General features: G+C 37.6%; 16 protein-coding genes. 9 read left to right on the top strand and 7 right to left on the bottom strand.

Annotation, left to right across the window (positions count from 1 at the left end; genetic code table 11):
- The first annotated feature begins 517 nt into the window (after positions 1-517).
- The 5 genes from ACSQ6I_RS03510 to ACSQ6I_RS03530 all read left to right on the top strand — a co-directional run bounded on the left by ACSQ6I_RS03510 (position 518) and on the right by ACSQ6I_RS03530 (position 12,003).
- A complete protein-coding gene (locus tag ACSQ6I_RS03510) occupies positions 518-1,603 on the top strand; it encodes an amidohydrolase family protein (protein WP_438888910.1) in 1,086 nt (361 codons plus the stop codon).
- A 21-nt stretch (positions 1,604-1,624) separates the two neighbouring features.
- Positions 1,625-2,698 (top strand): hypothetical protein, encoded by a 1,074-nt coding sequence (locus tag ACSQ6I_RS03515; protein ID WP_438888911.1) that lies wholly within the window; start codon positions 1,625-1,627, stop codon positions 2,696-2,698.
- Positions 2,699-2,902: 204 nt separating this feature from the next.
- Positions 2,903-3,985, top strand: a complete 1,083-nt coding sequence (locus ACSQ6I_RS03520; RefSeq protein ID WP_438888912.1) for a hypothetical protein — start codon at positions 2,903-2,905, stop codon at positions 3,983-3,985.
- Between the two features lie 237 nt (positions 3,986-4,222).
- Positions 4,223-10,030 (top strand): AAA family ATPase, encoded by a 5,808-nt coding sequence (locus ACSQ6I_RS03525; RefSeq protein WP_438888914.1) that lies wholly within the window; start codon positions 4,223-4,225, stop codon positions 10,028-10,030.
- A 548-nt stretch (positions 10,031-10,578) separates the two neighbouring features.
- Positions 10,579-12,003 carry an AAA-like domain-containing protein gene (locus ACSQ6I_RS03530; protein ID WP_438888915.1) on the top strand — a complete coding sequence of 475 codons (1,425 nt, stop codon included), beginning with the start codon at positions 10,579-10,581 and terminating at the stop codon, positions 12,001-12,003.
- Between the two features lie 194 nt (positions 12,004-12,197).
- Here the strand turns inward: ACSQ6I_RS03530 and ACSQ6I_RS03535 are convergent, their stop codons facing one another.
- From ACSQ6I_RS03535 to ACSQ6I_RS03545, 3 genes are all read right to left on the bottom strand, one after another.
- On the bottom strand, positions 12,198-12,788 hold the full coding sequence (locus ACSQ6I_RS03535) for an RNA polymerase sigma factor (RefSeq protein ID WP_438888916.1): 591 nt from the start codon (positions 12,786-12,788) through the stop codon (positions 12,198-12,200).
- Between the two features lie 543 nt (positions 12,789-13,331).
- A complete protein-coding gene (locus ACSQ6I_RS03540) occupies positions 13,332-14,396 on the bottom strand; it encodes a DUF1350 family protein (protein WP_438888917.1) in 1,065 nt (354 codons plus the stop codon).
- Between the two features lie 254 nt (positions 14,397-14,650).
- Complete coding sequence (locus ACSQ6I_RS03545) at positions 14,651-15,889, bottom strand: hypothetical protein (protein ID WP_438888918.1); 1,239 nt, start codon at positions 15,887-15,889, stop codon at positions 14,651-14,653.
- A gap of 377 nt (positions 15,890-16,266) precedes the next feature.
- Here ACSQ6I_RS03545 and ACSQ6I_RS03550 point away from each other — a divergent pair, with 377 nt between their 5' ends.
- The 3 genes from ACSQ6I_RS03550 (at position 16,267) to ACSQ6I_RS03560 (ending at position 19,797) form a co-directional block, all read left to right on the top strand.
- The gene (locus ACSQ6I_RS03550; RefSeq protein WP_438888919.1) at positions 16,267-18,516 is read left to right on the top strand and encodes an AAA-like domain-containing protein; all 2,250 of its coding nucleotides are present in this window, start codon (positions 16,267-16,269) and stop codon (positions 18,514-18,516) included.
- A 187-nt stretch (positions 18,517-18,703) separates the two neighbouring features.
- On the top strand, positions 18,704-19,024 hold the full coding sequence (locus tag ACSQ6I_RS03555) for an FGGY family carbohydrate kinase (protein WP_438888920.1): 321 nt from the start codon (positions 18,704-18,706) through the stop codon (positions 19,022-19,024).
- Positions 19,006-19,797, top strand: a complete 792-nt coding sequence (locus tag ACSQ6I_RS03560; protein WP_438888921.1) for an FGGY family carbohydrate kinase — start codon at positions 19,006-19,008, stop codon at positions 19,795-19,797. Before ACSQ6I_RS03555 ends, ACSQ6I_RS03560 begins: the two co-directional genes overlap by 19 nt.
- Positions 19,798-20,297: 500 nt before the next feature.
- Here ACSQ6I_RS03560 and ACSQ6I_RS03565 read toward each other — a convergent pair whose 3' ends face one another.
- From ACSQ6I_RS03565 to ACSQ6I_RS03580, 4 genes are all read right to left on the bottom strand, one after another.
- Positions 20,298-21,206, bottom strand: a complete 909-nt coding sequence (locus ACSQ6I_RS03565; protein WP_438888923.1) for a hypothetical protein — start codon at positions 21,204-21,206, stop codon at positions 20,298-20,300.
- 155 nt (positions 21,207-21,361) lie between these two features.
- Positions 21,362-21,709, bottom strand: coding sequence for a hypothetical protein (locus ACSQ6I_RS03570; protein WP_438888924.1), 348 nt, complete (start codon positions 21,707-21,709; stop codon positions 21,362-21,364).
- A 645-nt stretch (positions 21,710-22,354) separates the two neighbouring features.
- A complete protein-coding gene (locus ACSQ6I_RS03575) occupies positions 22,355-23,035 on the bottom strand; it encodes a class I SAM-dependent methyltransferase (RefSeq protein WP_438888926.1) in 681 nt (226 codons plus the stop codon).
- A 100-nt stretch (positions 23,036-23,135) separates the two neighbouring features.
- Positions 23,136-23,489 carry a Rieske (2Fe-2S) protein gene (locus tag ACSQ6I_RS03580; RefSeq protein WP_438888927.1) on the bottom strand — a complete coding sequence of 118 codons (354 nt, stop codon included), beginning with the start codon at positions 23,487-23,489 and terminating at the stop codon, positions 23,136-23,138.
- A gap of 224 nt (positions 23,490-23,713) precedes the next feature.
- Here ACSQ6I_RS03580 and ACSQ6I_RS03585 point away from each other — a divergent pair, with 224 nt between their 5' ends.
- Entirely contained in the window at positions 23,714-25,093 is a 1,380-nt protein-coding gene (locus tag ACSQ6I_RS03585; protein ID WP_438889002.1) for a 1-acyl-sn-glycerol-3-phosphate acyltransferase, read from the top strand.
- Positions 25,094-25,277 lie beyond the last annotated feature (184 nt).

A 25,277-nucleotide genomic window follows, 5' to 3' on the forward strand; every position in this document is an offset into this window, starting at 1 on the left:
TACAACTGGCTTGGTGTCTAGGTTTCAATTTTGATTCTGTACCGTATGGCTACGCCACGCAAGCTATCGGCTGACGCTCACGGCGAAGCCTCATTAATCTGCCATACCTGAATTTAACTGAATTTAACTGAATTTAACCGATGTGCAACAGTCCTGATTTTAACTCAACTCTTGAGGTGAAAAACCAAAGATACTATAGCAAGTCCGGATTTGACTTCTGAGCTAACTGGTGGGAATTAGTCCTAAAGTTTGCTCACATTTCATTTAGGATTGCTGTACTAGTACTAGGGCAGAATTAATTACATATTGATTTTTTGTCAATTTTTTATCATGCAAAGATTGCAAATCAGATTCTATGTAATTAATTTTGTCCACTTACTTATATTGAATTTTGAATACCATATTTCCGTAGTATTCTGTAGAGAAAGGTTTGACAGGTAGCAATATAAATGATGTTTGCTCCAAATTTTACACGAGATAATTTATACTGATAACTGTCTGTAATTTCCCAGGTTTTATGCTGCACGGATATAAAATTATTGATGCTGATTCCCATGTGATTGAGCCTCCGCAGATATGGTCTAAGTATCTAGCCCCGGAATTTAAGCATTTTGCACCTTCTCCAGACATGAAAATTCAAGGGGAAGACATTGTGGAAAAGATATCCTTGCAAATGAGAGAAATGGGTAATCAGGAGATGATGGAGGCTCATCCTAATGCTTATCTTCATCGCTACGATGCAGAATCTCACCTCCAAGCAATGGTGCAAATGGGGGTTGATTTAGCATTTATTTATCCAACTTATGGACTGTGGCTCTTTGCCATTGATACAATGCCCGCTGAAGTTGTGGGAGCCTTTACCCATGCTTACAATACTTGGTTATATGAAGAATTTTGTAGCTATGCTCCAGATAGATTAAAAGGGGTAGGAGCTATAAATCTTCATGCCCCAGAGCAAATGGTATCAGAATTACATCGCATAGCCGATTTTGGCTGGAAGGCTGTGGTTTTACGTCCTAATCCGGTCAAAGGTCGAATTTTGAGCGATCGCACTTATGAGCCATTTTGGACAGCCTGCGAAGAGTTAGACATTGCAGTAGCAATACATGAAGGAACCCATAGCCGCTTACCAACCACAGGTGCAGACCGGTTTAATACTCGTTTTGCCCTCCACGCTTGTTCCCACCCAATGGAACAGATGATGGCCTTGTTGGCATTGATTGAAGGAGGAGTGTTAGAACGTCACCCTCAGCTAAGAGTAGGCTTTCTAGAGTCTGGTTGTGGTTGGCTTCCCTATTGGCTCTGGCGCATGGACGAAGAGTATGATAATTTACATTGGGAGGTCAAAGATCATGTCAAAATGAAGCCATCAGAGTACTTCCGTCGTCAGTGCTTTGTAGGTATCGAACCTTCCGAACCTTATTTACCTCAAATTATCGAATATATCGGTTCTGATAACTTAATCTTCGGCTCTGATTACCCTCACATGGATCATAAACCAAACATCGTGAACACAGTTATAGAGCTTGAGGCACAGTTATCTCAAGAAACGGTACAAAAGATTGTTTGGGATAATCCCAGCCGTTTTTACAGTTTGGCTTGAACATTAAATTAAGGATGCACTATGATCATAAATCAACAAGAATTAGCCTCCAGGACTCCATTAATCAAACAAGATAAAATGGGTTCAGGACAGTGGTATAGTCCTCACACATATTATCAAATCCTCTCAGTTACCCCCTCTGAAAAGAGAACAGAAGGGAAATATATAAAAACTACAATAGTAGCTAAACCCAAGGGAGAATTCGACCAATATTTAATTGATCCAGCAACTCAAGAAAGGCTGAAACCCTATTGTGAAAGCCCGGAGGATCTTGGTAATAGTATAGGCTCTTATTTACCCTCACCTGGAGTAGTTTTAGCAGAAGGTTTTGTGGATGCGGTATTCCCAAGCAATTCTTCACAAAATCAACGCATTGGGGAGATCAACAATTTTTATGAATCAACCCGAAATCTACTTCAAAGCCGCAAAATATCCCAGCTAATTGCTACAACATGGTACTTTTATATAGAAGCAAGAAAAACAAATATTTGGAATAATTTTGTGTATGGTAAATGGGATGAAATTGATGCTGAAATGTTAAATGCACTCATAGCTAGAGAGATTTTCCTTGCTGATCAAAGCAGTTTACCATCCGATATTGACCCAGAAAATATTGATATCTATTATCCACTAAAGGATATAGATAAAGCTAATGCAGAACCAAAATTTATGATTTTGCCCAATAGTAACGCGTGGCAGGGAATTGCTTTAAGTCTTTTAATGGCAGGACAGGCATATCGAGAGATTAAAAAAAGTGCCAAAACATACTATCACCAAATTTCTCAACCCATTTTAAGTACAGGTGAAATAGTGAATAGGTATGGAATAGTAGTAGAGTGGCATGGCTATGAAGGCAAGATAAAAGAATTGCGTATAACTCCAGGAGGTTCTTCTACTGCTTTCCAAGCTATTATTCCTTATCCTCCCATTCCTTCCGAAATCAACCTCCCTCCCGAACATATTAAAAAATGGGCTGAAGCTGACGATGAAGGAGAAGATTTTCCATTTTATTCCAAAACAGAAGATGGGAAATATTCAATAGATGTCAACTATGTCACGCCTCCATATCCCTATCTACCCCTAACTTCTAGTTAGAATAATTGGGAACAAGTAACAATACTGTTGTTTTTACAGTTTGGTTTAAAATTTTTGGAGTTGCTGGATTGAGGTATGAAAATCAAAAAATTCATTACTCAAACTCTTACTTTTTTCGCCTTTGCGAGAAATAAATTTATACCTTCATTCAGCAACACTAAATTTCCTAAAGTTTGTTAACATTCAAGAGGACAAAATATCATTATGAACAATTCACAAAAGGTATCAAAATCTATGAACTCTTCAGAAATAAAACAGTGGTATGACAACGATGATACTTATTATCAAATATTATTAGTTTCTCCTTGCCAGAATAAGAATAATCAGGAGATTAAAGGGAAAAAAATAGACACAAAAATTGTGGTTAAAACAAGACGAGACTTTAATCAATATCGGCTTGACCAGCAAACTCAAAAAAAGCTAAAAGACTATTACCCAGATCAGAAAAATACTCAGAAGGACACTATAGGCTCATATTTACCCTCTTCCGGAGCAATTTTCCCGGAAGGTTATATAAATTCGCTATGTCCAAATGAGTCTGTACAAAATTCTGTTGTCGCACTTAATAATTTTTATGAAACAACTCAAACCCTACTGCAAACCCGCAAAATATCCCAGCTAATTGCCAAAACTTGGTATGCTTATTTAACAGCACAGAAAAACCGTGAACATTGGGAAGACTTCACAGGTGGTCGTTGGACTGGTGTGGATATTGATATTTTAGATGGTCTTATATCTAGAGAAATTTTCTTTTTTGATCAAGCATTTTCTCCTGATTATCTAGAACCAGATAACCTCAATATTTATTATCCATTAAATCAGAAATTGAACCAAGATGGGAAACCTGCCGAAGACAGATATTTGATTCTGCCTAGTAGTGAAGGTTGGCAGGGAATTACCTTGAGCCTATTAATGGCAGGACAGGCATATTATGAAGTTAAAGAAGGTGACGAAACACAATACCACCAAATCTCTCCACCTATTCTAAGTACAGGTGATATCGTTTTCAGATATGGAATAGAAGTGGATTGGAATAACTTTAAAGGCAATATACAAGAGATGCAACTAGAGCCAGGAAAGTATTCTGTGGCTAGTAAAGCTACTGTTCCCTATCCTCCAATACCTTCAGAAAGAAACCTATCTATCAGAGAAATTAAAGAATGGGCTAATGCTAAAGAAGAAAATGGAGAATTGCCATTTTATATTAAGGATCAAGATGGAAACTATTACTTAGATGTGAAGTATTTTACGCCACCTTCTCCTTATATGCCTCTAAGTACCTGTTAGTAACAATTTGAGTTTCTTACTTCCTTGTGGTTATAAAATTACCTGGTTTTTAGTCAAGATATTGAACATTAAATACAATCTCTAATCTAACTACCTAACCAACTCCAAGGAAGTAAGTACATACAACAAAAAACATATGTCATAATAGCAAAGCTTTGAAAATAAACCTGATACTGCTATTTGTAAAATTTTGGGATGACCCAATAAATTAATTCATAAATACGTCTTATCTTAATTATGTTTAACCTAATAGACTACTATCAGAATGAAAAAATATATGAGAGTTCTAATTCGTTAGTTTATCGAGGCATTATCAAGTCAGATAATCAACCGATTATTATGAAAATTCTCAAAGAGAATTACCCTACACAATCAGAACTAACTCGATATAAGCAGGAATACGAAATTGCCCATTCCTTAAAAACAGATAAAATTGTCAAAGCCTATGACTTAAAGCGATATAAAAATACATTAGTAATTCTCTTGGAGGACTTTGGAGGACAATCTTTAAACCTATTAATCTCCAAAGATCAGTTTACCCTAGAAGAATTTCTCACCATTGCTATTAAAACTACCGAAAGTTTGGCAGCTATTCATACTGCTAATATTATCCACAAAGACATTAACCCTGCGAATATAGTTTATAACCAAAAAACTAAACAACTAAAAATTATTGATTTTGGCATTTCTACCCATTTGTCTCAAGCAAATCAGACTATTTGCAATATCAATCAATTAGAAGGAACGTTAGCTTATATTGCCCCAGAGCAAACTGGTAGAATGAACCGAGGGATAGATTACCGCAGTGATTTTTATTCTCTGGGTGTCACCTTCTATGAACTGTTGACTCGTCAACTCCCTTTTACAACTAATGACCCGATAGAATTAGTCCATTGTCATATTGCACAACATCCAAAATCACCTCATGAATTAATCTCCTCTATTCCATTGACAGTATCTAATATTGTCATGAAATTATTAGCAAAAACCCCAGAGGAAAGATATCAAAGTGCTTGGGGAATTAAAGCAGATTTAGAAACCTGTCTTCAGCAATTAAAGACTACAGGAAAAATTGCTCAATTGTCTTTAGGTAGTCAAGATATTGCTGATAAGTTTCATATTCCTCAAAAACTCTATGGTCGAGAGCAAGAAATTACGCAACTATTAGCTACTTTTGAGCGAGTTAGCCAAGGTAATACTGAAATAATTCTCGTTTCTGGTTATTCAGGCATTGGTAAATCTGCCTTAGTCAATGAAATCCATAAACCCATTACACAGCAAAGGGGATACTTTATCAATGGTAAATTTGACCAGTTACAGAGAGATATTCCTTACGCAGCGATAAACCAAGCTTTCCAAGGGTTAATCCGTCAACTATTGAGTGAACCGGAAATAACCCTACAAATTTGGAAAGAGAAAATATTAAAAGCTTTAGGAAATAATGGTCAAATAATTATTGATGTAATTCCAGACTTGGAAAAAATTGTCGGTAAACAGTCACCTGTTGAGCAAATAGGAGCAACTGAATCACAAAATCGGTTTAACTTATTCTTTGCCAGATTTATTCATATTTTCAGTCAAAAAGAACATCCTTTAGCTATCTTTCTTGATGACTTACAATGGGCAGATTTACCATCTTTGAATTTAATTGAGAAATTAATTACCAATGCTGATAGCCCATATTTATTGATTATCGGGGCATATCGAGATAATGAAGTCAGTCCTACCCATCCTTTAATACAAACATTAGAGCAAATTAGAAAAGTTGAAGTGACCGTTAATCAAATTATTCTTCAACCTTTGGGAATTAGTGATGTTAAACAATTAATAGCTGATACCCTAAATTGTTGCAGAGAAGAGGTACAATCTTTAGCAGAGTTAGTAACTAAGAAAACTGCTGGTAATTCTTTCTTTATTACTCAATTATTACAAATATTATACCAAGAAAAATTATTAGTATTTACTATCACTCAATTTCCCCTTAATCAAAGAGAAAATAATAGAGGTTTTTGGCATTGGGATATTGAGCAAATACAACGAGTAGGAATAACTGATAATGTAGTTGATTTAATGGTCAGAAAGATTGAAAAACTAGATAAAAATACACAAAATATTTTAAAATTAGCTGCTTGTATAGGAAATGAATTTAACTTAGAAATTTTGTCAATTGTTAATAAAAAATCCCCGATTGTCACCGCTCAAGAACTACAACCAGCACTTCAGGAAGGCTTAATCATTCCCTTAAATAATAACTATAAACTACCTCTGTTATGGAATCAGGAAGAAATATCAAGTAATACTTCAGAAAGTTCCTTAGCTTTCCTCCCCCAATCTACTGCATCCATTCCCTATAAATTTTTACATGACCGAGTTCAACAAGCGGCTTATATTCTTATTTTAGAAGCAGAAAAAAAATCTATTCGTTTGCAAATAGGCCGCCTCTTATGGAAAAACACTCAAGCAGATGAATTAGAAGAAAATATTTTTAATATTGTCAATCAACTTAATGAAGGAGCAGAATTAATAGAGCAGCAACTAGAGAAAGATGAGTTAGCCAAATTGAATCTTCAAGCTGGTAAAAAATCTAAGGCATCTACAGCTTATGAACCTGGTCTTAAATATTTAGAAACTGGATTAAGACTTTTAGCTTCCAATAGCTGGGATTATCAGTATGAATTGACATGGGAATTGCATATAGAAACATTAGAACTACTTTATTTAAACACTAAGTTTGAGCAATTTGAAAAACTATCTGAAATACTTCTAAAACAAGCTAAAAAACTTTTAGATAAAGCCAAGGTAAATCAGTTAAAAATAGTATATTACTTTACAACACTTAAACCACATCAGGCAATAGATACTGCACTGCAAACCTTGTTATATTTTGGCATATCTATATCTCTAGAATCCACAAATATAGGCGAAAAAATTGAACAACAACAAGGCTTAATTGAATCATTTTTAAAAGCTAAACATCTTGAAGATATTGAAGATTTAGCCAACTTACCTGTAATGACTGATCAAACAAAAATAGCAGTGATATCAATATTACAGCAAGTTAGTTCAGCCACACTTACGATCAACTTTCCTTTAGCTGTTGAGGTCATATTAACCCAGCTTAATCTCTGTATACAGTATGGAAATCCACTACACGCAGGATATATATATAGCACTTATGGAATGCTGGTGTGTAGCTTAAAAGGAGAAGTTAACTATGGAAATAAGTTTGGTAAGCTGGCTCTAAAGCTATTAGAAAAATTTAATAATCCCAAATTAGAAGCCCATGTTGTGCAGATATACTACGGAAATATCTGGCACTGGAAAGAGTTTCTTAGAAATATAGATGTACACAACAAATTAAGACATGGATTTAACACAGGTATAGATACAGGAGAAAATGAGTGTGCTTCTTATGCGGCTATAGATTATTGCTTTATGAGGTTTATATGTGGATATAGTTTGGAAGATGTTGATAGAGAATACCAAAAATATTCTGCTTTTATCGAAAAAACAAAAATAGTTTTTTGTATATATTGCATAAAAATACTTCATAAAATAGCGATTAATTTTTTGGAAATTAACAATGATCATGGCTTGATTATTGGTAAATCTAAAAAAGAAGAGGAAGAAACTTTAAAAGGTTGGATTCAAAATCAGTCAAATGACTGGTTAATCTTTTTTGTGTTTTTTGCCAAGACTGTATATTTTTATTTTTTCAAGAATTATACTGAAGCTTATAGTAATGGAATAGAAGCGAATAAATATGTAATAGCTTCTAGTGCTTTTTTAACAGCACCCCAACATAATTTTTATTTTTCTCTTTCTTTACTTGCTCATTGTAATGCTTGTAATATCCAGCAGCAAGAAGAATTAATCAAGCAAGTAGACAAAAATCAGGAGAACATGAAAACATGGGCTAACCACTGCCTAGAAAATTTTCAACATAAATATGATTTAGTGGCAGCAGAAAAAGCACGAGTCTTAGGACAAAATTGGCAAGCAGAAGAATTATATGAAAAAGCTATTCAAGGCGCTAAGAAATATGAATTTATCCATGAAGAAGCTTTAGCTTATGAACGAGCAGCAGAATTTTATCTGCAACTGGGTAGGGAAGAAATTGGGCAGCTATATCTGAAAAATGCACACCATTGTTACACCCATTGGGGGGCTAAAGCCAAAGTCAAACAATTAGAAGATGAATATCCACAATATTTTATAAGAACTACAAACAAAGGGGAGGCTAAAAGCCTCAGTCCCACTATTTCTACTAGTGGTAATGATGGAACATTTCTCGATTTAACAACAGTTATTAAAGCATCTCAAGTCCTAGCGGGAGAAATTGTTCTAGGTAAGTTGCTGGCAAAGTTAATGAAAATTGTGATTGAAAATGCTGGCGCTCAAAAAGGCTTTTTGCTTCTAAATTCTGATGATCACTGGGTGATTGAGGCGGTAGGAGCAATAAATTCTGATGACCTTACCATACTAGAATCCATCCCGGTAGACTCACTAGATGACTCCACCCATGACCTGCTCCTCTCAAGCGCTATCATCAACTATGTTGCCCGCACTCAGGAAAATGTAGTTCTCAATGATGCCGCCCATGAGGGACAATTTACCCGTGATTCTTATATTATCGCTACTCTACCTAAATCAATTCTCTGTACTCCCTTACTCAATCAAGGGAAATTGAGCGGTATTTTATATTTAGAAAATAATCTCACAACGGGAGCATTTACACCAGAGAGAGTTGAAGTTTTAAATATTCTTTCTAGTCAAGCTGCTATCTCAATTGAAAATTCTCGCCTCTACGCAACCTTAGAACAAAAAGTAGAAGAACGTACTCAAGAACTGTCACAAACTCTGGAAATTCTCAAAGCCACTCAAGCTAAATTAGAATTTGAAAATGCCCTGTTAAAAAGTGACGAAGAAGCCTCAAGTTATAATTATCAAGTTGGCGGTAGTTTGCCAATTGATGCTCCTACTTATGTAGTGCGTTCTGCTGATCGTTATCTTTATAAAGCATTAAGAAGTGGAGAATTTTGTTATATTCTCAATACCCGACAAATGGGTAAATCAAGTTTGATGGTGCGGATGATGCACTATTTACAACAAGAAGGTTTTTGCTGTGCTGCCATTGATATGACTCGAATTGGTAGTGAAAATATTACCCCAGATCAATGGTACAAGGGATTAGCTGTAGAGTTGTGGCAGGGTTTTGACCTGTTTGGTAAGGTTAATTTAAAAGCTTGGTGGCAAGAAAATATCGAACTTTCTCCTGTGCAGAGATTGAGTAGATTTTTTGAAGAAGTTTTGTTAAATGAAGTTAAATTATCAGATGGTACTCCTGCACCGAAAATAGTTATCTTTTTAGATGAAATTGATTGTATTTTAGGTTTGGAATTTTCAGTCAATGACTTCTTTACTTTAGTTCGCTCTTGCTATAATCAGCGAGGTATTAATCCAGAGTATAAGCGATTGTGCTTTGTTTTATTGGGAGTTGCTACACCTAGTGATTTAATTACAGATTATCGCCGAACGCCTTTTAATATTGGTCAGGCTATTCAACTGCAAGGTTTTCAATTACACGAAGCTCAACCTCTACTACATGGGTTTTCAGACAAGGTTAGCAACCCGCAAGCGGTACTTAGAGAAGTATTGTTCTGGACTAACGGCCAGCCTTTTTTAACCCAAAAGATTTGCCAGATGGTTCGCAATTCCTCATCTTCTATATCTGAAAAAAGTGAAAAAGCCTGGGTTGAGAATTTAATCCACACTAGTATTATAGACGATTGGGAAGCTCAAGACGAACCAGAGCATTTAAGGACGATTCGCGATCGCATCCTCAAAGGTGAACAACCCGCTACTTCAATGCTAGAACTCTATCGACAAGTATTAGAAAATGGAAAGATGAAAGCAGCTGATAGTCTAGAAGAGCGAGAATTGATATTATCAGGGTTATTAGTTAAAGAAGAGAGTTATTTAAAAATCCATAACCGGATTTATGAAGTTGTTTTTAATACAACTTGGATTTTACAAAATATATGATGGGTTTTTGATTTAGGCTGCTTTTCAACATTTATAGCAGCTTTTGTTTTAGTACAAAGCTTTTTAAGTAAAATTAAATCAGACTTGATTGAGTTTGTGAATACATTAGCAGCTTGTTGAAGCGTCACTCACCCTATTTCTTCAATAGACAAGAGCGTGAAAATTAAATGTGCGTTTCCTAAAACCCCTGTAGAGACGTTACATGGCTAGGGATTCTCGGCTCTACATTCTTTTTTGGAGATGTCTAATCAGTAGTAGGGTGGAAATCTTCACTGTCCAAAAATTCAAGCTATTCACAAAAATCTTATCAATAAGATTTATTGACATCTTGCGTAGAATAGACAAAATTTACTTTATTTAATCTTTTAACTAAATATTTGTCATACATGATATTCTCTAAGAGCAAGGGCGTAGTAATAAATAATCAAACTTGGCAAGAGGTCTAATACAAACTTAACCTTGTTTGGAGAAATCTCTCTGCAAGTCGGATCAGGATACAATTTAATCGAATAAATATGCATAAATAAAAGCTTTTACGCCATATTGTTATGAATTTTAATTTAGATGATGCCATAAAAATCGCTAATCAAGCTGTTTTAAAAAATTTTTATAGAAACTTAACTGACGTTGAAATAATTGTAATTAAAGGAGCTTGGGAACGAGACGAATATGATCAAATTGCAGCTAAAAACCAGTATGCAACAAGTTATATTAGTCAAGATATTGCTCCCAAGCTTTGGAAACTGCTCACAGATGCCTTAGGCGAAAAAGTCAGAAAAAGTAATTTTAAGGAAGCCCTAAAAAGACATTGGGAAAAGCAATGTTGGAATAAACAATTTACATCTGAATCTTTTTTATCACAACCCGAATTAATGGCTACTAATGGTAAACAGCACAATGGCCAACTAGAAGAATTACCATCTCCAACCTATTTAAATCAAGCTAAACAAGATTTTCCGTCTTCTGAATTGTATGTCGAGCGATTTTCGATTGAATTTCTCTGCCATGAAACTCTGTTGCAACCAGGCTCCCTAATTCGGCTCAAAGCACCTAAATTAATGGGTAAAACCTCGCTCATGGAAAGGGTATTGGCTAAAGTGACAAGGCAGGGCTATCGTACAGTTAGTTTAAGTTTAAAGATGGCGGATCGAAAAACTCATCTCACTAATCTGAATAAATTTTTACGCTGGTTTTGCCTCAATCTTAGTCGAGAACTCAAGCTACCCAATCAGTTAGATGAATGTTGGGATGAAGAAGGCATGGGTGCGAAGGTAAGTTGCACAACTTATTTAGAAGAATACCTCTTGGCGGCTAATGACAATCCTCTCGTTCTATACTTAGACGACGTGGATGCACTTTTCCCTTATCCTGAAGTTTACGAAGACTTTTTTGGGTTGTTGCGCTCTTGGTATGAGAAAGCCAGAAGCCGTGTCAACTGGAAAAAGTTGCGATTAGCGATCGCTCATTCCACTGATGTTTATATCCGCCTGAATATTAATCAATCTCCTTTTAATGTGGGATTGCCCATTGAACTGCCAGAATTAACTAGAGAGCAGGTGCAGGAATTTGCTCGACAATATGGATTAGCTGGAGACGAATTCTTAATAGACCCTTTAATGCAATTGGTAGGTGGTCATCCTTATCTATTGGAACAGGCATTTTCTCATATCAAAAGTTATCCCGATGTTACGCTTGAGCAATTGTTAGCAGAAGCGATAACAGATGCAGGTATCTATCGTCATCATTTAAGGGAATATTGGTTGAGTTTGCAACAGGAAACAAAATTAATGGCAGCATTTCAAACGGTGATTTCTTCTACCGAGCCAGCGAGATTAGAAACGATATCAGCTTATCAGTTACAGAGTATGGGTTTGGTGAAGTTTGCTGGTAATGAAGTAGAGCCGCGTTGTCAACTGTATCGGCGTTATTTTGGTGATGTGATTAGGAATCAGGTAAATGTAAGTCATGGCTAACTATTCAATATTTGAATTCATGACTTTACCCAGTAATCTGTCAAATACATCTTGATGGATAAAGAAGAAACGAACTGCGTTGACCTTAGCCTCTCCCAAAGGGAGAAGGAAGATTTATTTACCTGTCAATTACTTCTTGATGTCCCTTTTATATACTGCTACCTCAACGCACCGACAATCTCCTCTGTTTACTTCTAACTTTCTTCAATAAAATATGCCCTCAATTCGTCTCGTAAAATTGCCCTTGCTTGTGAAATGCGCTTGCAGACATTTTGGTAGGATATATTTTGCTGTTGAGCAATTTCTTGATAGGATAATTCCTGATAAAAATGCATGATAAAAGTCTCGCGTAGTCTGAGGGGTAAGTTATAAATAGCTTCACGAATTACAATCATTTTCTCCTCTATCTCCAAAGCACTTTCTGATATATAAAAATGAAAACCTGGGGTTTTTTCCTCTTGTGCAGCATAAACTTCTATATTCTCAACTCTATTCGCACCGCGATTTCGCTCTCGATGAATATCTATACATAGATTGTGAGTCAGACGCGTCAACCAAGCCTTAAAATTAGTAATTTCCCCTGCGTATTTTTGTAACTTGTCCCACGCTCTGAACATCGCCCGACTCAAAGCTTCCTCAGCATCACTAGGGTTGCCATTCATCCACCTGAGACAGCAACGATATAGATAATCTTGATTCTGTCGCCATAAGTGCCAAAAAAATGCACTTATATTTTCAGAGCGATCGCCAAAAAATAATCTAGTATTTACTGGATAATTAAACATAACTTTTATCTTGATAAAACATTCAAAAGTTGATGAATTTAATAAAAGCTACCCTCTCTCAAACAGTACGAACAATCACTCCTTAACCTAATTGAATATTAGTTAGTTAATGACTTACTTTTTTGGAGATAAAGTTCACATAATTCATATAATACTTGGGCTTTAAAATCAGTAGTTCAGTTAAATTCAGGATTAATAAAAATTAGTTGAAATTAGCTAATTCAGTTAATTTAGTTAAATTCAGGTATCCGTTTAATGTAATGCAACGAGCAGTAAGCTGTACTTTTGTGCGATCGCTTTTTTTGTGGAGAGAAGAGCGATCGCACCTTTCCAGTCGCTTTTAGCCATCTTGTCCATCTCTGCTATACTCAAAACGGCTAGAAATTTGACTTTTTGATAATACAAAGAACAAGTTCAAAGCCTCTCTCCGTTCACCTAAGGTGTACACACAAATCTTATAAACTTGCCCGATAACGTTTAGATCCCCCCTAACCCCCCTTAAAAAAAGGGGAAACTAGAATCAAAGTCCCCTTGAGTATTAGCTTACTTAGCTTCTAAACGTTGGAATAATTGACTTACAGGAGATTCAAACTCTGTATTTCGTTTTTGTATAGACTCAATCATGGGAATATTATCCTTGAGGTCTGGAAAATTGATAGCAAAATTGCCCAATTGAATACCTAATGGTCTTAAATGTCCACCTTTTAAATCTTCTTTAAAACCCTCAGGTGGTTTTTTAAAATCATTCTCAAACCACTGAGCAGTTGATAACGCAAGTTTATCATTTTTGAATGAATTTAACCCCATGAGATTAAATAGATTACCATACTTTATTAAAGCATAAGTTTCCTCTGGGGTCGGCTTGACATTGAAACCTAAGCTAATAACGATACTTGCGAAAGGTTGGGGGATAGCACTATCAAGACCTGTATTTACAGGAGCTAATAGTAAAGAGGCTTGATTCTTAATAAAGATGCTACTAATTTCAATATCGTCTTGCAAGTCTTTGAAATTAGCTTCTCGCTTGATGTAATATTTAATTAATCGTTTAGCCTCTTTACGCTTTAGTTCTAGATCATTAATCAGAATTAAGAGGTCTGTAAAGATACTCTCAATCTTTCCATCAATTTTTACTTGAGAATCTGTTTTATTTGCTGTTGTTATAACTATGGAATCAATAAACTTCCGTAGTTTTTCAATATTATGCGAATAGCTAGAATTACCAGGTTTGCCAATGAAAGGTAAGGCACTAAATGCTTCCAAGAGAGCAATATATTTACAGCCAATACTATGACCTATCCAAGAAAAGTTTTTGTCACTGAGATAGGGTTGATATTCATAGCCCGCAAATATTGCCCTTCTGACAAGCTCTGGCATTATTTCATACTGTTCTCTGATTAAAAAGCCAGACTCGGCATAATGGTCAAAAGTAAAGTTGAATGGCAAAATAACAATCGTATAACCATCGTTAAATAAACGCTGAAGTAGAGAGCGATAGAAAAACATTGGCCAAAATGTGCCAAAGAAAGCCCCACCAATAAATTGAATTACGCCTTGAGGTTTTGGATGTAGAGCCACCCAGCTATGAGAAACAGGTTGAAATTTCATAGTTAAACTTATACCGTTAATATCCTGTAAAAAAGCGATCGCATCCTAAACTTAAGATATGCAGTTTTCCAGCCATATCAGTCGCCAAGATGTTTAGAAAAAGGGGCTTGAAAAAGAGGCAAGGGAGCAGGGAGCAGGGGTACAGTTCAGATGTGGCAACGCTAGGATTGCTGAATCGAGGAATTAACAACTGGATAAAATTTCTGCCCCTGCTGCCCTCAATCCATCCCAGCGTTATGCAAAGTCATTGACAATTACTGAGCAGAACCTTTAACAGATACTGAGTAAAAGCGATCGCTAGAAAAAGCAAAGTCAGTAGCAGAATTAGGTCCAGAACCATCTCTTGTTTGAAGCATTGTTCCGCTGAAGTTGCCTGATCCGAGATTATCTGGACCATTCAGAGTGAAAGCAACAGAACCTTGTTTTGGATAGTACAAGCCAACAAAATCTCCTGCTTTGACTTGAATGGGAGTTGGAAGAGTAAAGGAATTTGCGCCCACAACAGGGGTTTTTAAATCACTTTTACCAACTACAGACCAAGAAGTTCCATTACGTCTGTACATAATTAGTTGTACAGGTAAGGTATTTTTTGCCCAAATCTGCCAACTTGTTAAGTCTGCATTGACATTGACTGAATTATTAGTATCAACTGAGTAGATATCTCTTGCCGTATCCGCAAATTGTCTATCTATGACAGCATTACCCCCTTGAGCAGTGAGAGTCTTTCTAGCATTAGCCAGATAGATGAAATTTCCAACTCTGGGAGAGAATTCAAATGGTGCTTGACGTGCAGGTTGTTGTAATGCAGGTGGAAGTAAAGTGTATATTTGTTTGAAATCAGTTGTAACTTTTTCAGTAGCACCTGAAACTAAGAAACAAGCTGAGTTAGTTTTTTTCTTACCAGTAGCTTGGTCATAGAAAAGTTGTGAAAATGCCTTGATGGTCAAATCATCGTTAGGAGAAACGTAGACCAAGAATCCTTTACCATCTAATTCACCAGCCCTTGTTTCTGCATCTTTGACATTATCAAAGAAATCAACTTCAGTGTTGTTAATTTTCAGAGGGCATTCAGCAGCAGGTGATCCAGCTACCACACTGTATATTCTGCCGTCACGAGGAGCATTAATAGTGAACAGTGTGTTAGTCCCAGGAATTACAGCAGTTGATGCTTGGAAATCAAACCAACCTTCTGTAAAAGAACCATTAGTTCCGTTTTTCCGGCGACCTTCTGCGAGGACTTTTTTATAAACTGCGGGAAAATCTTGTAAATTTTGAGGCAGAGCAGCACTGAGGTCAGGATTGGGGATAGCTACATCATATTTTAACTGTTGATATATCTGCACTCCTTGTTTCTGTTGTTCTGGAGTGAGGTAAAAAGTAGTTATTCCACGAGATGTTGGTTGAGGAATTTGTTGAGCTAAAGCGGGACTAACTCCGCCTAGACAAATAATAAAACTAAGGATAGCAGCCAAAAAGGAAGTTAACTTTTTCATGAATGATTCGGAATGTTTTCTGTTTCTGAATTTACGTAAGTGGACAGAATTAATTACACAATGTCATTGTGAAAGCAGCGTATCCCTTCGGGACACTATAGCTAACGCTACACTCCGCGAACGTGTTGATAGCCTTAGGCTTCAGCAATTACAAGGGTGGAAATTGCTTTGCTTCGCTGGCAATGACTATAAGTATTTTTGTCCGTCTACTTATGTAATTGGGTGTTTAAATAATATCTAGCTGGTTAATTCAATAATTCAGTTCAATTTAGGACTTAAAAAAATCAGCTAATTTTAGTTAAATTCAGGCATTAAAAAACCTAGAACCATGTGACAATTAACACTGATGCAGGTTTTAACCGTCTAAACGAATTCTAATGTTTACCAAACTCAACGCTACCTATCAACCAGGTGGTAGTCTGCCACCTGATGCCCCTACTTATGTAGTGCGACAGGCTGACTCTGAACTTTACGAAGGGTTATTAGCTGGTGATTATTGCTATGTTCTCAACGCTAGACAGATGGGGAAATCTAGCTTACGAGTACGGACAATGGACAAGTTACGAGCTACGGGTATTAACTGTGCAGAAATTGAATTAAGCGGTATTGGTAGCCAGCAAATTACTGCACCCCAATGGTATGGGGGAATTATTCAGGAATTAGCGAGTGGTTTTAAGCTACAAATAAATCGGCGTAGTTGGTTAAGAGAACATGATGATCTTTCTCCTATTCAGTGCTTAAATCAATTTATCGAAACGGTATTACTGGCGCAAATTCAGGAAAATATTGTCATCTTTATAGATGAAATTGATAACGTGTTGGGTTTGAAGTTTTCTACTGATGAATTTTTTGCCCTGATTCGCCACTGCTATGAAAGTCGAGCTATCAAGCCAGCTTATAGGCGATTGTCATTTGCCTTATTGGGGGTAGCTACGCCTTCAGATTTGATTCAGGATAAACACTATTCTACGCCATTTAATATCGGTAGAGCCATTGAACTACAAGGGTTTAAACTCCAAAACAGCAAACCTTTAGCCAACGGATTAATAGGAAAAATTAGCAACCCGGAAGCAGTCTTAAAAGAGGTTTTAGATTGGACTAACGGACAACCTTTTCTGACTCAGAAACTGTGTTGGCTAATTGTAAATTACTGCAATAACAGCACAGAATTTTGTTCTTCTCAAGAGGGCAAAGAATCGCAGTGGGTGGAGAAAATTGTAGAGAATCAAATTATTAAAAATTGGGAAAGTCAGGACGAACCAGAACATTTAAGGACAATTCGCGATCGCTTACTTCGCAACACTCCCAGAAGCCAACAATTATTACAGCTATATCAGCAGATTATACAAGAAGGAAAAATCCTTGCTCACAACTCCCCTGAGTACCTAGAATTGCGGTTGTCGGGACTTGTCGCCCAACATCAAGGAATTTTAACAGTTAAGAACCCAATCTATGCAAAAGTCTTTAATTTGGATTGGGTAAATCAAAATCTGACAATACAAACCTCTAATTCAGAGTTTAACAAGCTCAAAGACATCTCTACAAGCGTCTTTGTATCCCATATTAGCCCCTATAGTCCTGTATCTATAGAAAATATGGACAACTCCCTCAATTCTCCCTGTTATCCAAATGGCGCAGTTCCCCTCAATTCTCCTTTTTACATAGAACGAACTGTGGTGGAAACGCAAGTTTATGAAGAAATTAGAAAACCTGGAGCTTTAGTCAGAATTAAAGCCCCTAGAGAGATGGGAAAAACATCTTTACTACTGAGAACCTTGGATTATGCCACTCACCAAGGCTACCGCACTGTTAGCTTAAATCTAGAACAAATAGATGATGTAATTTTGAACGATTTGAATCGTTTTTTGCGCTGGCTATGTGCCAATGTTACTCGTCAACTTCAGTTAGAACCAAAATTAGAAGATTATTGGGATGAAGATATCGGTAGCAAAATTAGTTGCTCTCTTTATTTTCGCAATCATCTCTTAAAGCAAATTGATACCCCTCTAGTTTTAGCGGTGGATGAAGTCAACTATATTTTTGAACATCCTCAAGTAGCAAAGGATGTTTTACCACTCTTTCGTTCATGGTATGAAGAAGCTAAGAGACAACCAATTTGGCAAAAGTTACGGTTAATTATTGTTCATTCAACTGAAATTTATGTCCCTCTTCAGTTAAAACAATCACCATTTAATGTAGGATTACCAATAGAGTTAAGTAGTTTCAATCTAGAACAGGTACAGCAGTTAGCTCAACTTTACGGACTCAACTGGACTGACTACCAGGAAGCTAGAGAACTGATGGCAATGGTGGAAGGACATCCAGCCTTGACACATACGGCTATTTATCATCTGAGTCGAGGGGATATTAGCTTTGCTCAATTCCTCGATACAGCAGCTACATCGACTGGAATTTATTCCTCTCATTTGCAGCGTCATCAAGCAACATTGCAAGAACAACCTGAATTAGCAAAAGCGTTAGATAGTATTATCAATTCTCAACAACCAATATCATTAGATTCCCTCATGACTTATAAATTAAGTAGTATGGGGCTGATTAAACAGTTAAAAGATAAAGTGATCCCAAGCTGTGAATTATATCGGAAATTATTTTATATCCAGAAATAGCAAACAGGAGCATTCCATCGTTAATCATTGTATTGGATATTGGAGTGCCTTGCACTCCCGTCAGGGATACACTATCGCACTGAAAGCAGTGTTGGAGGTCAAATACCTTGAGAATTTTTGCACCCCCTGGATACAGTTGTCATCGCTTTTAATCACTCACGAGTGCATAGCCAAGCAACAGAAAACCATGACCAAATATGTAGCTGCAATTGACCAAGGAACGACCAGCACCCGCTTCATTATCTTTGACAAGCAGGGTAAAATTGTTGGCTATGCACAAAAAGAACATCAGCAGATTTATCCCCAGCCAGGTTGGGTAGAACACGACCCCAAGGAAATTTGGTCATGTACTCAAACTGTAATTAAAGATGCTTTAGAGCAAAGTAATATTACTGTTGCAGAGATTACAGCCGTTGGCATTACCAATCAGCGGGAAACCATAGTAGTCTGGGATAAAAAAACAGGCGAACCCTACTACAATGCCATTGTTTGGCAAGATACCAGATAGGTGATCAACAAGCAGCATTAATTGGACAAACTTGTTTTCAGGTGGGTGAAGCCAAAAATACCTATGGTACAGGTTGCTTTATGCTGCTGAATACAGGCCAGCAAAAGGTGATTTCCCAGCATGGTTTACTGACAACGGTAGCTTACAAGTTGGGTGATGCTCCGGCGGTTTATGCTTTGGAGGGGAGTATAGCTATTGCAGGTGCTTTAGTTCAATGGTTGCGTGACAACTTGGGATTAATTCAAAGCAGTGCAGAGGTAGAAACTTTAGCCAGCACAGTTACAAATAACGGTGGTGTTTATTTTGTCCCTGCTTTTTCTGGATTATTTGCTCCCTATTGGCGCAATGATGCTAGAGGTGCGATCGTGGGGATGACTAGCTACACAAATAAAGGTCATATTGCCCGTGCGGTGTTGGAAGCTACAGCATGGCAGACTCGTGAAGTTTTAGATGCGATGAGAGAAGACGCGCAGGTAAATTTAACTGCTTTGAAGGTAGATGGTGGGATGGTTTATAACAATCTGCTGATGCAATTTCAAAGTGATGTGTTAGGTGTGCCAGTGATTCGTCCGCAGGTAGCAGAAACTACAGCTTTAGGGGCAGCTTATGCTGCTGGGTTGGCGACTGGTTTTTGGTGTAGTTTGGAGGAGTTATCTAATAATTGGCTTTTGGATCAGACTTGGGAAGCAAAGATGGATGTTGTGGAGAGGGAAGATTGTTATCGGTTGTGGAAGAAGGCTGTTAGTAAGACTTTTGATTGGGTGGAGGTGTAAACGTAACTTTCCAACCCACATTACCGCACACGAAAGCGTATGTCAAAGATGCTAATTTTGGAACAATCTAGGACTTACGCACTCAGCCAAGTTGAGAATGGTAGAATAGGCGTTTCAACTTCTGGAGAGATTCTTCGCTGCGCTCAGAATGAAAGTTTTCCGTTTCAGTGCGTGAGTCCTGCACTCTTAGAGGTGAAATTGAAAATAATATGACAGTCGCTACATCTTAAACTTATGTTTCTACTTGGGGCTTGCTGAAAAAGTCTTTCCGTTAGAGCTAGGAGTCAGAAGTCAGGAGGAAGAATTAGAAGTAGATCAGAATATTCTCAAATCTGGGTAAATGAACGGTTTTTGATGATTTCATCGCTTATTTCTTGCACCTTCTTCTACTTTTTTCGGACTGAAACTGTTGATATATCTAGGTTTTTGGTTTATTCAGCAAGCCATACTTGTGTCCAATCACCCCTATTTTCTCATTCTTTGTGAGAGATCCGGTTAACCTAACTTGTAGCTTCAGACATTCCCAGGAATTTTTGTGTCTGTTCAGTGATACCAAACAAGCTATCTGCATGACAGAAAATTTCCCAAGCACGAACTCCCATAAAACCAATACCTGCAACTGCAAGGGGGATAGCTGCTGCGCCTAAAAGTGCGGCTATAGGTGGAAATATCATACAAATTGTCAACAGAATCCCTGTGATCACACCACCTGCTATGCCTGCTTTAGTGGTAGCTATGGCGACTTTCTGTACTAATTCTTGTTGTGTAATTTTACCTTCGACGCACAACAATGAGTTTTCTAGAATGGAAAATACCAACTCAATAGCTGCTGCGGCAACTGCTCCTTTTAAAACTGCTCCCACTACTTCTGCCACTGCGGCTTTAAATGCTGCGTCAGCTAAAACCTGCTGGGCTACGGCTAGTTCTTCTGGTGTCATGTCTACACCACCGCGAGCGCGGTTAATCCGAAAATGCTCAAAAATGCCGTTAGTGGCTTCGCTGCCACCTCCATTAACATGAGCTTGAATGTGACTCCAGTCTTTATCTTTGCAAAATTCTCGAATTGCTTCAGAACCTTGAGCGCGAATCTGTGCCGGAATGGTTTCAAACACTTTTGCGGCTTCTTGAATATCACGCATTCCATTACGCACTCCAGCCCGTGCAAATTTGAATTGCAGATTTGCTGGCAAGTTTTCAAACCGGATATTATGAGTGATTTTAAAAGCTTCTTGAGTGGCAATTATACCAGCACTAACTATTGAACTGGGTGCTGCTTGTGCAAAATTGCCTATCTGAGTTGTAGTTTCTTGTATTTTAGCAATGCCTTGGTTAGCTAAATTCTGAGTATCAGTAACAGCCGCTTTTACCTTGACACTAAGAAATTCGAGGGGATTAAGATTACTTTGCATACCTGGTAGACGAGCTATTACTGTAATGTGGTTGCCTAGATACTTTATTTATACCATAACCTCAGAAATCTAGTTTAAGTGGATTTGCGGAACTAAAAATTTCCCGACTTTTTGTGAAAATTTCGCTATTGCTGATTTTTACAGTCGGGAGAATGTTAACTAGAAATACTTTCAATTAAATGCCAATGTCGGCTCTGTTCAATGGACTGCCTCACAAAATCAAATATTTGTCGGCAGTGATTATTTAATTGAAGTGGGAGTTCCTCATTTTTCATGATAATACTCATTCCGGTTTCGGTTTCCGTAGCATTGGATTTATCAATCAGTACCTCTATTGTCACTAATTTAGAAAAGGATACTTGACCGGGAATTTCACGCGCCATAATGTAGTCTGCTGTATAGTATTGAACATCTAAATGACATTCCTGTAGAAGTTGTATTAGTAATCTTTGCAACTGATCAATGGGAACAGAAACAATAAACGAACAGGTATAGCGAGCCATAATAGCCCCAAGCCTTGTAACACTCTGTTCATCCTATAATACGGAAGCCCATAACGGACAAGTCATGAGAGATTTATTATCAAAAGCAAATTTTTTTGATGTTGCGCTTCTACGGAACCCCGCAGCCACTGATGCGATCGCTCATTTTGCTATAAATATTGCAGAGACGTTCCATGTAACGCCTCTACTTTCTTTGTTCCCAGAGGTCTAATCACTAAATAACTGGTGCGGCTGTCACTACAAACCACAGTAAAAGGGCTAAAATTACCACGCCGATTTTAATGAGCAGGTATGTAGTAGTATCAGGGATGATAAAATCATGTGTCATCTTATTTCACCTCCATTTACCACTTGCTAACTAAGCTATTTGATTTTGGAGCTAATTTAATAAAAGTGAGCAATGGTTGAATCAACTTTCTATTTTTATTATCGCCTAAAAATAACTACAAAAAATATTGAGCAGAAGTCAGGAGTCAGGAGTCAGCCCTATGGCTAACGCCACGCTACGCTATCGGCTTGTCTTCGACACACTACGTGAACGCTCAGGGCAAGGAGTCAGTAATAAAACTCACTTGATACTTGGTGTTTAAGTTAAATTTTGTACTTCTTTTACCTGCAATATACTGTATGTAAAATTTTGTAGATTTATTTGGTAGACAATTCCCGCCGATATTCAATTCTCAGGCGTTGTTTGTTAGATTCTAAGAACGGAAAGCGAGAAATCTCTGTTAATCCCCAAGCTGTGAACTGAGTAAGTTCTGACTCAGACACAGACCAAGGTGGGCCATCTGGTTCGGCTTCTGTTTCTCGAAATCCTGTAATGATTAATAAGGTTCCCCCGACTGCAACCATAGAAGCAACTGATTCAATTACTAGGGAACGTACATTCAATGGTAGTGCTTGAATATTGCGACATTCAAATACTAAGTCAAAAGCCTGCTGCCATTGGATAGGAATTGCAAACAAATCTGCAACTATATAAGTAACAGCAGAATTAGGAAATCTCTGCTGACACCAGGTAACTGCGGTGGGAGAAATATCAAAGGCTGTGACTTGAAATTCATGTTTAGCTAAAGCTTCGGCATCATCTCCTAAGCCACAACCAATTACCAGCGCTGAAGGCTTTTCACGGGTTTGAGGATGAGTGTTTAGCCAATTTTGTAAATAGGGATGGGGGGTTAAGTTTGCCCAAGGTACTTGAGTTGCATCACCTTGAGATTCTGCATATAGAACTTCAAACCAGGATGATGGTTTTGATTGTTTTATCGCTTGGGTGGCTAATTGTTTAATCTTCTGCTGTATGGTTTCTGGTTGTTGTTCGCTCATATTAATCGGGGTTGATTGCTAAAATATAGACTAAATCTATGCGATCGCTTTCCAGAATTTGTACTTTCAAGCGATCGCTATCAAGACAAACTATCTACTATTACTCTGGAACATCAACCAAAATATTGCCATCTTCCACGCGTACAGGAAATACTGGCAAGGTTTTGGCTTGGGAAACCATTGACATTAACTTACCCACTCCGGGGGGCCAAGGACACCAAGTTTTCACTTCACCGCTACTCAAGTCAAAAGCACTTCGGTGGAAAGAGCAAACAATCGCTCCATCTTTAATTTTCCCAGATTTCATGGGTAAATTTAAGTGAGGACACTTGTTTTCCACTGCATAAAGATTATTTTCGTGGTTTAACACCAAAATATTTCTGTCACCTACTTTCACAACTTCTCTAGCACCAGGGGCTAAGGCATTAGCCGCCAAAATTTTAGTCCAGGCCATACAGTTCTCCTTTCTTTACAGACCTGTTCCTAGTTTGCCCCAATTGTGCCAAGTGCGATAGTGTGAACGCTGACTTGTCAGTTCGCTTCGCCCTCTTCGACAGGATTTATGCAACTGGTAGAGCGATCGCTAGGGTATCTTGAAAGAAACTCTATACAGATTCTCATTGTTCAGTCTAAAGTGTCTCATCGTCACTTGAGGAGAAAAGTACTTTGTCAGATTTAATGTATCAAGCACAACCACCCCTAGAATTTATCCCCCCAGCGTTTAACCCTGTACTATTAAGATTTGTACATCTTTTATTACCCAACTGGATACGCTGGAAAACTCCTATTAGCCAAATTGAAGCTGAAAACGTAGAAACTTTAGTGGATCTTTATCATCAGTTTCAGGAAGGTAAAATCCGCTTCATGTTTGCCTTTCGTCATCCTCAAATAGAAGATCCACTATGTCTAACGCACTTGTTTTCCCAACTTGTCCCCAAGGCAGCACGAAAGCAGAGTATACAGCTACAGCATCCAATTCATGCCCATTTTATCTATGATCGGGGTATTCCTCTCTGGGCTGGTCAACATATTGGTTGGCTTGCTTCTAATTTAGGTGGTACTTCCATTCAACGGGGTAAAGCTGACTGGACAGGGTTACGTTCAGCGCGGGATTTGTATATGAATGGGCAGTTTCCAATGGCTGCTGCACCAGAAGGTGCAACTAATGGTTTATCAGAAATTGTCAGTCCTTTGGAACCGGGTATTGCTCAAATGGGCTTTTGGTGTGCAGAAGATTTACACAAGGCTGGCAGAAGTGAAGAGGTATTAATTTTACCAATAGGACTTCAGTATAGTTATGTTAACCAACCTTGGGAGGCGATCTCCAACTTATTAACTGAATTAGAATCAGCTAGTGGTTTATCTGTCAACCCATCAACTGATACTTCTTTTGAAGTGCTTTATCCCCGCTTATTGAGTTTAGCAGAACATTTATTATCCATAATGGAGCAATTCTATACCAGATTTTATCATCAAACATTGCCAGATGAAAAGATTATTAACGGAGAAATTAAAGATAGAAATCAAGCCTTAGCTTATCGGTTACAGGCTGTCATGAATGTAGCCTTATTTATTGCTGAACAATATTTTGATTTACCATCTAGAGGAAATTGGAATGATAGATGTAGAAGAGTAGAACAAGCAGGTTGGAATTATATATTTAGAGAAGATTTTAAAGATATTAAATCATTATCACAAATTGAGAGAAGTTTGGGCGATAAAATTGCCGAAGAAGCTTATTTTCGGATGTGGCACATGAGATTAGTTGAGAGTTTTGTAGCAGTTTCTGGGATTTATATCCGCGAAAAACCAACAGTAGAAAGATTTGCAGAAACAACTTTACTTTTATGGAGTATGGTCAATAAAATTAAAGGCAACAATCCTTTACAGCGTCCGCATTTGGGTAAGCAAAGGGTGAAAATTACTGTGGGTACACCGATATCTGTTTCTGAACGTTATCCGGGGTATAAGGGGAGTCGTGTAGGTGCTAGACAAGCGGTGTCTGAATTGACAAGCGATTTGCAGCAGGTCTTGGAAGGGTTGGCTAGTGAAGGATGATGGGGTTTTTGTCCAGGACGTAAACAGGACTCACGCACTGAAACGGAAAACTGTCATTCTGAGCGCAGCGAAGAATCTCTCCAGAAGTTGAAACGCCTATTCTACGGTTCTCAACTTGGCTGAGTGCGTAAGTCCTAGTAAATTACCCATACATTCTGGACAAACTAGATAAACGGTGCATCAC

The organism is Anabaena sp. WFMT, from assembly GCF_051781005.1.
In the GTDB taxonomy this organism is placed as follows: Bacteria; Cyanobacteriota; Cyanobacteriia; order Cyanobacteriales; family Nostocaceae; genus Anabaena.

Bases quoted from the DNA above. Each gene is read 5' to 3' on its own strand.
- ACSQ6I_RS03555 (WP_438888920.1), top strand. From the start codon at position 18,704: ATGACCAAATATGTAGCTGCAATTGACCAAGGAACGACCAGCACCCGC.
- ACSQ6I_RS03570 (WP_438888924.1), bottom strand. From the start codon at position 21,709: ATGGCTCGCTATACCTGTTCGTTTATTGTTTCTGTTCCCATTGATCAG.
- ACSQ6I_RS03510 (WP_438888910.1), top strand. From the start codon at position 518: ATGCTGCACGGATATAAAATTATTGATGCTGATTCCCATGTGATTGAG.
- ACSQ6I_RS03515 (WP_438888911.1), top strand. From the start codon at position 1,625: ATGATCATAAATCAACAAGAATTAGCCTCCAGGACTCCATTAATCAAA.
- ACSQ6I_RS03585 (WP_438889002.1), top strand. From the start codon at position 23,714: ATGTATCAAGCACAACCACCCCTAGAATTTATCCCCCCAGCGTTTAAC.
- ACSQ6I_RS03580 (WP_438888927.1), bottom strand. From the start codon at position 23,489: ATGGCCTGGACTAAAATTTTGGCGGCTAATGCCTTAGCCCCTGGTGCT.
- ACSQ6I_RS03520 (WP_438888912.1), top strand. From the start codon at position 2,903: ATGAACAATTCACAAAAGGTATCAAAATCTATGAACTCTTCAGAAATA.
- ACSQ6I_RS03575 (WP_438888926.1), bottom strand. From the start codon at position 23,035: ATGAGCGAACAACAACCAGAAACCATACAGCAGAAGATTAAACAATTA.
- ACSQ6I_RS03535 (WP_438888916.1), bottom strand. From the start codon at position 12,788: ATGTTTAATTATCCAGTAAATACTAGATTATTTTTTGGCGATCGCTCT.
- ACSQ6I_RS03550 (WP_438888919.1), top strand. From the start codon at position 16,267: ATGTTTACCAAACTCAACGCTACCTATCAACCAGGTGGTAGTCTGCCA.
- ACSQ6I_RS03540 (WP_438888917.1), bottom strand. From the start codon at position 14,396: ATGAAATTTCAACCTGTTTCTCATAGCTGGGTGGCTCTACATCCAAAA.
- ACSQ6I_RS03565 (WP_438888923.1), bottom strand. From the start codon at position 21,206: ATGCAAAGTAATCTTAATCCCCTCGAATTTCTTAGTGTCAAGGTAAAA.
- ACSQ6I_RS03545 (WP_438888918.1), bottom strand. From the start codon at position 15,889: ATGAAAAAGTTAACTTCCTTTTTGGCTGCTATCCTTAGTTTTATTATT.
- ACSQ6I_RS03530 (WP_438888915.1), top strand. From the start codon at position 10,579: ATGAATTTTAATTTAGATGATGCCATAAAAATCGCTAATCAAGCTGTT.
- ACSQ6I_RS03525 (WP_438888914.1), top strand. From the start codon at position 4,223: ATGTTTAACCTAATAGACTACTATCAGAATGAAAAAATATATGAGAGT.